This is a genomic window from uncultured Fibrobacter sp., assembly GCF_947305105.1.
GTDB lineage: Bacteria > Fibrobacterota > Fibrobacteria > Fibrobacterales > Fibrobacteraceae > Fibrobacter.
Map to the genome: position 1 here is coordinate 1 of NZ_CAMZCS010000002.1, position 11,756 is coordinate 11,756.

At 48.3% G+C, this 11,756-nt stretch carries 7 protein-coding genes; 3 read left to right on the forward strand and 4 right to left on the reverse strand.

Features of this window, described 5'->3' with window-relative positions:
- Positions 1 to 50: 50 nt before the first annotated feature.
- The gene (locus Q0Y46_RS01410; RefSeq protein ID WP_295685279.1) at positions 51 to 461 is read left to right on the forward strand and encodes a M67 family metallopeptidase; all 411 of its coding nucleotides are present in this window, start codon (positions 51 to 53) and stop codon (positions 459 to 461) included.
- 173 nt (positions 462 to 634) lie between these two features.
- Positions 635 to 2,119, forward strand: a complete 1,485-nt coding sequence (locus Q0Y46_RS01415; RefSeq protein ID WP_297944025.1) for a DUF1846 domain-containing protein — start codon at positions 635 to 637, stop codon at positions 2,117 to 2,119.
- A gap of 22 nt (positions 2,120 to 2,141) precedes the next feature.
- Here Q0Y46_RS01415 and Q0Y46_RS01420 read toward each other — a convergent pair whose 3' ends face one another.
- The 4 genes from Q0Y46_RS01420 to Q0Y46_RS01435 all read right to left on the reverse strand — a co-directional run bounded on the left by Q0Y46_RS01420 (position 2,142) and on the right by Q0Y46_RS01435 (position 11,001).
- Entirely contained in the window at positions 2,142 to 2,387 is a 246-nt protein-coding gene (locus Q0Y46_RS01420; RefSeq protein WP_295685275.1) for a TIGR03905 family TSCPD domain-containing protein, read from the reverse strand.
- Between the two features lie 42 nt (positions 2,388 to 2,429).
- Positions 2,430 to 3,767 carry an MATE family efflux transporter gene (locus Q0Y46_RS01425; RefSeq protein ID WP_297944028.1) on the reverse strand — a complete coding sequence of 446 codons (1,338 nt, stop codon included), beginning with the start codon at positions 3,765 to 3,767 and terminating at the stop codon, positions 2,430 to 2,432.
- A 67-nt stretch (positions 3,768 to 3,834) separates the two neighbouring features.
- On the reverse strand, positions 3,835 to 8,838 hold the full coding sequence (locus tag Q0Y46_RS01430) for an InlB B-repeat-containing protein (RefSeq protein ID WP_297944031.1): 5,004 nt from the start codon (positions 8,836 to 8,838) through the stop codon (positions 3,835 to 3,837).
- Positions 8,839 to 9,231: 393 nt separating this feature from the next.
- Positions 9,232 to 11,001 carry a PA14 domain-containing protein gene (locus Q0Y46_RS01435; protein WP_297944034.1) on the reverse strand — a complete coding sequence of 590 codons (1,770 nt, stop codon included), beginning with the start codon at positions 10,999 to 11,001 and terminating at the stop codon, positions 9,232 to 9,234.
- A 149-nt stretch (positions 11,002 to 11,150) separates the two neighbouring features.
- Here Q0Y46_RS01435 and Q0Y46_RS01440 point away from each other — a divergent pair, with 149 nt between their 5' ends.
- Positions 11,151 to 11,738, forward strand: a complete 588-nt coding sequence (locus Q0Y46_RS01440) for a zinc ribbon domain-containing protein (RefSeq protein ID WP_297944037.1) — start codon at positions 11,151 to 11,153, stop codon at positions 11,736 to 11,738.
- Positions 11,739 to 11,756 lie beyond the last annotated feature (18 nt).

The window sequence follows — 11,756 nt, forward strand, 5'->3', positions numbered from 1 at the left end:
CCAACCACTAATCACCTGAAGCGCCCACACCTCATTCCTAGAGGTTTTCAATGATTACAATTTCAAAAGACAACTACGAAAAAATCCTCGCGCATGCTGTGAATAACCTCCCCGAAGAGGCCTGCGGGCTGATTGCGGGGCGCATCGAAGGTAGCGACAAGCATATCGAGAAGGTCTACCTGCTCACGAATATCGACCATTCGAACGAGCATTTTTCGCTGGACCCCAAGGAACAGCTTGCCGCCATCAAGGACATGCGTGCAAACGGCCTCTCGCCGCTGGGCAACTGGCATTCCCATCCGGAATCCCCTTCTCGCCCGTCGGAAGAAGACAAGCGCCTTGCCTACGATAGCAGGGCGAGCTATTTGATCCTTTCTTTACAGGACCGCGAACATCCGGTACTGAATTCTTTCCACATTGAAGGTGATATTGCCACGAACGAAGGTCTCGTAATCGGCTAAAGATCTCCGTACAATGGTGCCTCTGGGGTTATCGTGAAATTCCTACCCTGGGGGCACTTTTTTATGCTGATTCGAGACTGCTTTGTTTTGCATCGGGGCGGGTGCCGTGTTTGTCTCGAAAATTTTTATTTTTGTGTGGCTAATTTTAAGATTGTCTGAAGGCGAAAAGAAAGATGTTCAAAGTAGGTTTTGATAACGCGGCGTACCTCAAGACGCAGTCCGAAAAAATTGCCGAGCGCATTGCGAAGTTCGGCGGAAAGCTTTACCTGGAATTTGGCGGAAAACTGTTCGATGACCATCACGCATCCCGCGTGTTGCCTGGCTTCGCTCCTGACAGTAAGATCCGCATGCTTGAGAAAATCAAGGACAAGGCTGAAGTCATTATTGCAATCAATGCGGGCGACATCGAGAAGAACAAGGTCCGCGGCGACCTCGGCATTACCTATGACCAGGACGTGCTCCGCCTGATCGATGCGTTCCGCGGTTACGGCCTGTACGTGAGCAGCGTGGTGCTGACCCGCTGGCAGGAACAGCCGAGTGCGATTGCCTACCAGAAGAAGCTGGAAGGACTTGGCCTCAAGGTTTACCGCCACTACCCGATTGCGGGTTACCCGAGCAACATTCCTTTGGTTGTAAGCGACGACGGTTACGGCAAGAACGAATTTGTCGAAACGACGCGCGAACTCGTCGTGGTGACGGCTCCGGGCCCGGGCAGTGGAAAGATGGCCGTGTGCCTTTCGCAGATTTATCACGAGAACAAGCGCGGCGTGAAGGCCGGTTACGCCAAGTTCGAGACGTTCCCCATCTGGAATATTCCGCTCAAGCATCCGGTGAACCTCGCTTACGAGGCCGCTACCGCCGACTTGAACGATGTGAACATGATCGACCCGTTCCACTTGGAAGCTTACGGACAAACTACCATCAACTATAACCGCGATGTGGAAATTTTCCCGGTGCTGAATGCGCTGTTTACGCGTATTCTTGGTGAATCTCCGTACAAGAGCCCCACGGACATGGGCGTGAACATGGCCGGCAACTGCATTGTCGATGACGACGCCGTTTGCGAGGCCGCGCGCCAGGAAATCATCCGCCGCTATTACAACACGCTTTGCGACGTGCGCAAGGGCAACGCGGAAAAAGACCAGATTTACAAGCAGGAACTCATCATGGAGCAGGCGCAGATCAGTACTGCGAATCGCCCGGTGATTGCTGCCGCAGTCCAAAAAGCCGAAGAGACCGAAGGTCCTGCTGTCGCTATTCAGTTGAATGACGGCACTATCATCACGGGCAAGACTTCGTCGCTGCTTGGAGCGTCTTCTGCAATGTTGCTGGATTCGCTCAAGCACCTTGCGGGTATTCCGGATGAGGTGCGTTTGCTTTCTCCGATGGTTATTGAGCCTATCCAGAACTTAAAAACCAAACAGCTTGGGCATAACAACCCTCGTTTGCATATGGATGAGGTCTTGGTGGCACTTTCTGTTTGCGCACTGACAGACTACAATGCAAAACTTGCAATGGAAAAGCTTTCGGAACTGCGCCATTGCGAGGTACATTCAAGTGTTATTTTGTCTCAAGTTGATGTGGGCGTATTCCGTCGTCTTGGTGTGAACCTTACCACCGAGCCGACATACCAGACAAGTAAATTATATCACGGATAAACGCCGCTCTCCTTGCCATGAACTAGGGCTCGCGACCGAGTACGGCGCGGGCTAGCTGGTCGGCGCAAGAAGTTGGCTTTCCGCCGCAGGTGTTGCCTAGGAGCTTTGCTGCAATATCTTCGGCGGTCATGCCTTCACAAAGCTTTGCGATAGCCTTCAGGTTTCCGTTGCATCCGCCCGTAAAGCGGATGTTTTTGATTTTGTCTCCGTCACGCGTGAACTGGATTGTGGTTGCGCAAACGCCTTTGGTTTTGAACGTTTCTTCCATGTGTGCCTCGGGGTGTTTTGGAAATAATAAAAAAACTCAGGGCTAAAATTTCTGCCGCTTGATGTTGTAGAAATAGATTCCCATGATGACCGCAATCGTGATGATCCAACTGATGGGGTAGACGACCATCAGCGAGGCGAACGATTTGTACCTGGGGAACACGAAAATCACCCATAGAATGCGGATGCCGCAGACGCCCGCCATGCAGGTGAGCGCCGGAGGCAGGGATTTGCCCATTCCGGAAAGCGCTCCCGAAAACACGTCCAAGAAGACGTTGATTGCGAGGAGCCCTACTACCACGTACATGCGGATAGATGCGATTTCGATGATTTCGGTATTGGACGTGAATACACTCAACATGGGCCTTGCAAAAATGCAGCAGAGCGCGCTCAATACGATGGTGGAGGAGCTGCCGAGCAGGAGCGTCCAGCGGACCGTGCGGCGACAACGTTCCATGTTCTTTGCTCCGAAGTTTTGCCCCACGAAGGTCACGCAAGCCTGCGAAAAAGAACTCAGCCAGTAATACACAATGAATTCGTAATTCAAGGCGATGGACGAGGCCGCCACCGTCGCGGAACCGAGGCTGTTGATGGCCGACTGTAAACACACATTGCTGAACGAGAATACGACGCCGCGGAGCCCCGTCGGGAGCCCAACGTGCAGTATTCGGCTCAAGAAGAAGGGTGTCACGCGTAACTTCCAGAATTCCAGCTTGAAGGGACCCACCTCGTGCAATAGCATGTAGAACAAGGTAATCCCGCTGATGGTATTGGCTATGACCGTTGCAATCGCCACGCCAGCAACACCCATGTCAAAGCCCGCCACCAGAACCAGGTTCAGCGCCACATTGACGGCACCCGCTACCATGAGCACGTAAAGCGGCCGCTTTGTATCGCCTTTGCTGCGCAGGATGGCGGAGACAAAGTTGTAAATCATTACAAAGGGCATCCCCGCAAAGTAGATTTGCAGGTAAAGTACCGCCATGTCCAATACGTCCGAAGGCGTTGAAATCAGTTCGAGAATCGGCCTTGCAAAAAAAATTCCCACGAACGAGAGGAAAATTCCGCTAAAGAAAGCCATTATCACCGACGTGTGGACGCTGCGGGTCACGGAGCGGTAGCTGCGCGCGCCGATGGAGTTTGCCACCACCACGTTCGCGCCCACGGAAATCCCGACGAACAGGTTGATGAGCATGTTGATGACGAACGTGTTCGCACCCACGGCTGCCAGAGCCTTGTCGCCTGCGAACTGCCCCACCACAGCGACATCCGCCAAGTTGAACATCTGCTGGAAAATGCTGCTCAAGGCAATAGGAATGGCAAACCTCAGGATCTTTCTCCCGAGGGGCCCGTTCAGCATATCGATGTTCGTCTTTGACACGCCCATGCATTACCTAGAAAACGGGCGTAAATTTAGTTTTTTACGCGTTGCAGGCTGTGTCTGTTTTCTACTCTACATTCACTTTGGCAATTTCTCCATCGATTCGGAGAAGGTAGGTTCCAGGTGCTGGAATCACTATGGAGAAATTCTCTAATGTATAGCCGAGAGTAATTACGCGACCTTGAAGGTCCATCACGATGTACTTTTTGCCGGCCTTGGAACCTTCGACTTGGACTGTTCGACCTACAGTTTGAATCACGAATCGAGGAGCCGCAGTCATAGCAATTGTAGTTGACGTCTTAGAAGACGAAGATTTTGCGCCACTAGAGCTAGATTTTTTAACAGAACTGGAGCTGGAGCCTTTAGACGAAGAGGAGACTTTTTTGCTTGAGGAGGATGCTGCTTTACTAGAAGAAGCCTCTACTTCGCCTGAAGATGATGCGACTTCACTAGAAGAAGACTCTACTTTGCCTGAAGAGGATGCGACTTCACTAGAAGAAGACTCTACTTCGCCTGAAGAGGATGCAATCTCACTAGAAGAAGACTCTACTTCGCTTGAAGAGGATGCCATGGAACTGCTGGATGGAGCCGGAATGTTCTTCGCAATTTCTGCGGCGTGTTTATTCAAGTATGCTGTATCGAATACAGGATGGAAATCCCCCGCTTTTTGGGTCCAACCATCGCCCGTGACCCATCCCTTGCTGTAGTCATGAAGCTTTTTAGCCAAGGTGAAGTCCGTAAATTCCTTTTCGGATACGGGCGTAGAACCATCCAATGCATTGATGGAATCCAAGTGGAATGCGTTATCGACCTGAATTACAACTCCTTCACGTTTGTAACTATAGAAAGGACTCGTTGAAGCCGTTCCCTTGCCCATGTTGAAGGAGTTGACCAAATTCACTTCTCCATAAACATCACCAATAATGCCGCCGGGCTTTCTTGAGGTTTTCAGTTCGCCAACATTATACGCGTTGTATATGTTAAGTGGACTCCTATTGGTCCCTACTAGGCCCCCGATATAGAGTCCTTCCACAGAGCCCTCGTTGTACACATACGCCAAATCAATTTGACAATCATTGTTTGCCTCGCCAATCAGTCCACCAGCATGTTCCCGTGCGTAAATGGCTCCCTCATGACTTGCATGTACAATGATTATTCTTGCAGAAAAAAGACTACCGACAAGTCCGCCAGCACTTTCTGAAGTACTAGACAAACGCCCCTTGTGGATTACATTCACTAGTTCCAAGGTTCTCCATTCGTCCGATTCTCCGAAGAAATAACCGACAAGTCCACCAACCTTCGTTCCATCGGATTTGTTAGCCTGGTAAATCGTCGCTTCAACAATGCTTTCGCTGGTAACATTTTCCACGAAAAGGTCCGTTTTCCACTTGGAAATACCGACCAAGCTTCCAACCCAGCTGGCGGCCTTGAAATAAGAATCCTTGATGTTCAAGTTCTTGATAGAGACAGTAGAAAATTCGTAGTTATCGCCTATGGATGCAAAAAGCCCTGCGCTGATCTCGTATTTGTCGTCATAGTAAAGTCCCGATATGGTATGCCCCTGACCATCAAAAGTCCCGCGGAAACTCTTGATTGGAGTCCATTCTTGGAAGAATGCGGTATCAGCCACATTCAGTTGGTCATCAATCGTCACGTTTTTGTTCTCTACGATGTCGGCAATCAACTTTACGCAAACAGCGCCGGGGGCAGTCCTGTTGTAGTCTTCTGCGAACTGGTGAAGTTCATCGGCAGCACCGATTGCGTAGCAGCCGCCAGAGACCTGCGGAATATGCCACCATTTTGCATAAAAGACTTTTTCCCCGGAGGCTGTGTCGGGAATAGCTTCATACCGCTGGCCGGAATATTCGGCGTTGTCGTACCAACCCTTAAACGAATAATCCGCGCGAACAGGAACCGGAAGGGACAACGCTATCCCATTGACATAGGAATCTGGATAGTCGACAGTATCGCCGTCAAAGGTGTATAGGACCAGCGGAGACGTTTTCACAGTGGCAGCACCACTGATGATCCCCGTAAGCTTAGGATATTCGTCCACACCGACTTCTTGGCCCCATACGGCTCCATCTATATTTTCATTCTTGTACATGTGCAAGGCGCTTGCGAGAGAGCCGTCCTTGATTTGATCTGCCGTTACCTCAAAATAAAGGGCCTTGTTTGAATCCGGATCTATAAACCCTTGAGTATTTTCGTAGCGGTAGGCGTTTCTATAAACAACCGGAACATTATAGGGGGCATTGACTACGCCAACCCAGTCCCATTCTCCCGTAGATTTATTCTTGGAAAGCGCATAGGAATTTTCGATGCTGATGTGTGCAACGATGGAATCAGACCCTATGAAATGAAGTGAGGGGGTAGACCCGACCAGGCCTCTACCGCCCACATCGATGCTGTACGAATTGAGAATGTTCAACCTTCCCGTTGTATAGGCGACAAGGCTACCCACCCCCATGTCTGTCGTACGCGTGGCATAAGACTCGCTTACATCAAGAACACCGTCAAGGTGCGCTCCAATCAACCCGGAAAAATGATAGTAGCCATCGGCAACGGCATCGCTGTGGCAATTCTTTACAATCACCCTCTTGCTGAGCGTATCAACTTTTCCAATCAGGCCACCTGCATTTTCATTACTGCGTATATAAGAATCAGTAATACCGACGTTTATGATCTTTGTGGGGAAAAGCGAATCCCTGCTAAACACCGAGCCAAAAAGGCCCGCGTTTGCAACTGCCGAGTCGTTGAAATAAAGTCCCGAAATCGTGTGGCCCTGCCCATCGAATTCGCCATCGAATTCTTTTATGGGAGTCCACTGGATAAAATCGTTTTCACCATCCCTGAGATGTTCTGCAGAGGCCATGACATTCTTGTTCATGGTAATGTCGTTGGTAAGTTTTGCACAGAAGGGAACGATGTTATAAAGGGATGTATTTACGATGCTCGCAAAGCCGTAGAGTTCCTCTGTGGAACCGATCTGGTAACAACCGTCGACCATTTTAGGCGTCTTGGGTGTAAAGGACGATGCCACTATGATACTGTCCTTGAAAGTCGGATATTTGTCGACCCATACGTTCTGCCCCCAAATGGAGCCGTCGGTACGCTCGCTCTTGTAGTCGTGCAGCAACTTGGCAACAGTTCCATCGCGGAATTCCTGTTCACTCACCCAAGTTCCGTCAGGACCTTTTTTCGCTCCGTAGTAAAAAACGTTAAAAGCGGAATCCACGTCGCCTTCATCAGTCAAAGTTGCAGACGGGGGCTCCCTATTATACCAGTAATCGATAATAGGCATGTTGTATGAGTTTTCAATAGTAATCGTTCCATTGGCTCGACCGAATAAAGCAAAGTTGTAATCTTGGCAACAATTCATATAATTCTCGAAACGTCCCAAGTTATAGGAATTCGTAACGAGTAAATCGCCGGATACGTTACCGACAAAACCGCCTACAGAAACCCTAGCAGAGCCATGGGCTTCGTTGTACGAATGCGATATGGACGCATCACGCAGGCACCCCGCAAATCCTCCCGCACTAGATCCCCACACGACACTGCCGCTGGTATGGCAATTATCGATATCCACCCCCGATCCATTACCCACAAGGGCTCCTATACAGCCACCGCCTTCGAAATATACGTTCTTGATTTCCAAGTTCTTGATGGTTGCCCTGTAGCGTTCTTTATAGGTGATGTACTTTTCTTTTACGGATCCGAAAAATCCCATATTACTCAATGTATCGTAACGATACAATCCCGAAATGCTCTTGCCGTTGCCATCGAATGTCCCGCAAAAATCCGAGATAGGAAACCAGGGCTTATACCCCTTTTCGGGGTCTTCATTCAAGGCGATGTCTGCCGTAAGCTTACCACAGGCGCAAGATTCTTGAATAGCTCCAGGGGCTCCATTCACTATGGCGGCAAAACCATAAAGATCATCTTCTGTACGTATTTCATAACAGTCCCCTTTCTTTTTGGGGAGCGGAGTCCACATGGCATACAAATCTAGGTTACCCGTCGTCTTGTACTCAATGCCTTCAATCGGATTCCCGGTAAGATTAGCATTGTTGAACCAGCCTAGGAAAGCGTAACCATCACGGACGGGAATCGGAAAAGTAATCCTGGACCCCTTTATATAGCCGACGGCATAAATTTCATTATCCATGGTCACGTTATGCCAAGAAAGACTGTAGACCGAGTCTGTACCTGTATACCCAGTTACCGTTCCGCTGAATATGGGATGCGGATCGGTCCCTACGTTTTGTCCCCAGGCGCTACCGCCAAGGGAATTGTGAAGGCGTTGTGCGATTGAACCGTCGGCGAATTTAGAAGAATAGACCATTGTGGTGTTGGTACTGGAATAGACGTTATGCTCATAAGGCTCGTAGCTGTTGACTACCTTATTGATTGTTCCCGCATAAGCTCCGCCAATAAGCCCTACCTCCTTGATGATGGATTTCGGAGGGTGCGTATATGAATTCCGGACATAGAGTGGACCTTTATTCGCATTGCCGACCAGGCCTGTCGACCCATAGTAACCGCGTACAAATGCGACACTATAGACATTGGATATCACGACCGTTCCTGTATCGATGTTACCGATGACTCCCGAAGCGCTTCTGCGGCTGAAAAAGTATGAATCCTCGATGCCTAGATTTTTGACAGTCACTGTATCTTCGTCCTTGGGCGGCTTGACGGACAGAATCAGGGCAGCATCTTCGTCGCCGTTCATGTAAAGGCCAGAAATGGTGTGGTACTGGCCGTCCAAGGTACCGCTGAATTTTTTCATCGGAGTCCAGGTTATAAAAGCCGAACCGTCGCCGTTGAGCGTATCGTTCGCAATCACGTTTTTGTTGACCACGATATTTGCAGTGAGTTTGCCACACGCCGCCATATTCTGCGCCATTCCGTTGCTTCCATTCACGATGGAGGCAAAACCGTAAAGTTCTGCGGCTGTTCCAATTTGGTAACATCCGTTCGAAAGTTTGGGTGCTACAGGGGTAATGGATGTTGCGGCATAAACAGATGCAGCAAGAAAAAAAGCGTGTATACAACCTAATCTCATATTAAGTAATATATATTTTTCTCACTGCTTTTGTAGCCCCTCCAAGGTTGCAAATTCACCTTCAAAATGCTGTCCTTAGTCTAAAATCGTCAATTTGACCGCCGCAGCCTTGTAAAAAAAGAGCGGAAAGGACTTGACAAATTTTTAAAATGGCTCTGTCAAGCCTTTCCGTATTGCTGCGTTAAAAATCTTTATTGGCTGTAAATTGGCTGCGGTTTCTTGGCGGGCTCTGTCAAGCTTGGCTGTATGTTTGCGAACCTGCTGTGGTTATGCTGCGGCGGTCAAAATGACCGGAATAGCCTAAAAACATCATTTTCGGGGTGAATTTGCAGGTTTCATTCTTCTAATCTATTTTTTTTTCTGAAAAAGTATGACGGCTTTTTTTAGTGGACATTACTGGATGTTGGAATAGCCTTTGGTTCTTCCCAAAAGGTCGTACAGCTTGCTGCTTTTTTGTGGCATCTGTTGTGCTTTGACTTTATGGATGCGATTCGATGCTTGTTCGGGCACTGCCAGCTTTTGCATCGGATCTCCGATAATCGATTCTCCATAGAACCAATCGAAAAGGTCTTCCTTGTGACTGTACTGGTTCTTTTTTACCCTTTTGTTTACCCATTCTCGGAACGATTCGCCAATGAATTTGTGCTCAAAGGCGTCGTACATGAAACCATCCATTTGGTCGCTTCCACTGGTTTTGGATGAACCGATACTTACAAAACCGCCGTTAATCGTGTTAAAGATATGCTCGCTTCCAACAGAGGCGCTATTGGCGTTGCCGTAGAAATCATAGCAGGTAAGTGGACCACAGCAGGCAAAGTGGAAGAATCTCGGTGACACGCACATGTTTCTTTCCACTCGTGTTATATCCAGCCCGTTTCCAAGGCCAGTCTGGCCTCCATGCCCACCGTAAACGGCCCAATCATACTTGTCTGATTTAATGTTGTCTAAATATTCCTGCCCGTCAGCGATAGACTTATCAAGGGAGTCTGGAGAATAAAGAAGGCTCAAACCATCAACGAATTTCTGGTCGAGAGGATTGTCTAGGCCTCCTTCCTCAGTTAGGAACATGGCACTACGCGTACGTTTCTTGAACAAACCGAGATAGTAGTTGTGGATTTTCTCGAAATAGTTCAATAAAAGTGTTTTTGGGTTACCGTAGAAACCTGCCGTGTTGGGGTCAATTCGAGAAACCCATATTTCAAAGGAATCAGAAACTGCGCCACTTTTGGAATAGTGCCCGTCAAAAACTCCATTGGATTTTCCAGAAATCCAAAGGTGCTTAATGTCTTCTTCGGGGAGCGAATCTTTCATGAAAATATTTCCGTAATAGGTTTGGTTGAGACCGCGTGTGCTCTTGTCATTTTGACGCCAAACGGAATCAGGGATTGGTTCGTAGGAGGCATCATCCCCGCATTTCCATTTTAGTGTAAGATAAGCGGCGCCATATTCCTCTGCATAGTTTAGTTTGAATTTGTAGAGACTGTCTTTCTTGAATTTAAAAGCGCTGTAATATGGAATGTCCCAGTTGTTGAACCATGCGTCAATGAGCAGGGAATCGTTAATCCAAAGTCGCCTGTCGTTGTCCGTGGTAAGTTGCAGGGAACAAAGTGCGGTGACTGGAGATTTGAGGTATCCGGAATATGCAATTGAAAAACTATCCGCTGGTACTTTCCCTGGTATCGGAGAACCATCGCGTACATCGAAGTTTAATGTTGTCGTGGTGGTATCAAACAACTTTCCGCCATAGGCTTCGGGGCCTCCGGCGGCCGTGTCTTTCCAAATACCGTCAAGATCCATGAAGTAAAAGTCTGTTACCCAACGTTGGTATCGGAATCCTTCTTCTGTTTTCTGGTAGAATTCAAATTGAGCTCGCGGAATGTCTCCAACAAAAATGGCTCCCGTGATGGAATTCTTCTTGCTTACGAGCATTTCTTTTAGGTCGGTGACTTTCCCGCCGTTCTTCTGGGATTTGAAAGATTCGACAGAGGCATTTATTTGATAAGTATTCCAAATGTCATCTGTATAGGTGATTATGGCGTTCCTGATTTCTTTGTCTAATATCATTTCGTCGTCAACGACGATGAGGATATCAGATGCTTTACTCCATGCGCAAACAGAAAATAGGAGAAATACCCCAAAAAAGTATTTAAGTGTATTTTTCATGAAAGCCTTCCTGGACTTCATTAAAGACAAAATCCTTTTTTTGGGAAATATATATTTTTTCTGCTCGAAAGGGCTTCGACAATCTTGGCTTGACAGATTATTCTAAATAGTGTACATTTGTGCATATATAACTCAAAAAAGGAGAACTTATGGAAATGAAATTTTGTCAGAGCTGTGGCATGCCGCTAACGCCGGAAATCTTGGGCACAAACGCCGACGGCAGCAAGAACGAAGAATACTGCATCTACTGCTATAAAGACGGTGCCTTCACCGGCGACTTCAACATGGAACAGATGGTCGAATTCTGCTCGCAGTTCGTCGATGAATTCAACAAGAATACAGGCAAGAGCCTTACCCGCGAAGAGTACAAAGTGGAGCTGCGCAAGTATTTCCCGACACTCAAGCGCTGGCGCCTCCCCGCGGACCAACTTCCGCACGCCAATTCTCCTATCAAGCAAAAACTGATTGAAGAAGTCAATGCTCTGAACATCAAGGATATGCCGACCATCGAAAACCTATTTGTACTGCAGGGCTCGTTCATCAATCAGGAATACAAGATCAACGGCAACAGCGTCAAGCTTTTAGACGACAACGCAAGCTACTGGGGCAACCAGGTCGAAAAGCAGGGTGCCGAAGGGCGCTGTTTTGGTATCGCCTGCGACGAACGCTACATTCTCGTGAGCGAATACGGCAAGAACGGCGCCGATGCCGAAATCGTCGTATTCAAGAAACGGTAAAGGATAAATAAATGAGAA

Excerpts from the sequence above, each read along its gene's own strand:
- Q0Y46_RS01410 (WP_295685279.1), top strand. The coding sequence starts at position 51 with ATGATTACAATTTCAAAAGACAACTACGAAAAAATCCTCGCGCATGCT.
- Q0Y46_RS01415 (WP_297944025.1), top strand. The coding sequence starts at position 635 with ATGTTCAAAGTAGGTTTTGATAACGCGGCGTACCTCAAGACGCAGTCC.
- Q0Y46_RS01420 (WP_295685275.1), bottom strand. The coding sequence starts at position 2,387 with ATGGAAGAAACGTTCAAAACCAAAGGCGTTTGCGCAACCACAATCCAG.
- Q0Y46_RS01430 (WP_297944031.1), bottom strand. The coding sequence starts at position 8,838 with ATGAGATTAGGTTGTATACACGCTTTTTTTCTTGCTGCATCTGTTTAT.
- Q0Y46_RS01435 (WP_297944034.1), bottom strand. The coding sequence starts at position 11,001 with ATGAAAAATACACTTAAATACTTTTTTGGGGTATTTCTCCTATTTTCT.
- Q0Y46_RS01440 (WP_297944037.1), top strand. The coding sequence starts at position 11,151 with ATGGAAATGAAATTTTGTCAGAGCTGTGGCATGCCGCTAACGCCGGAA.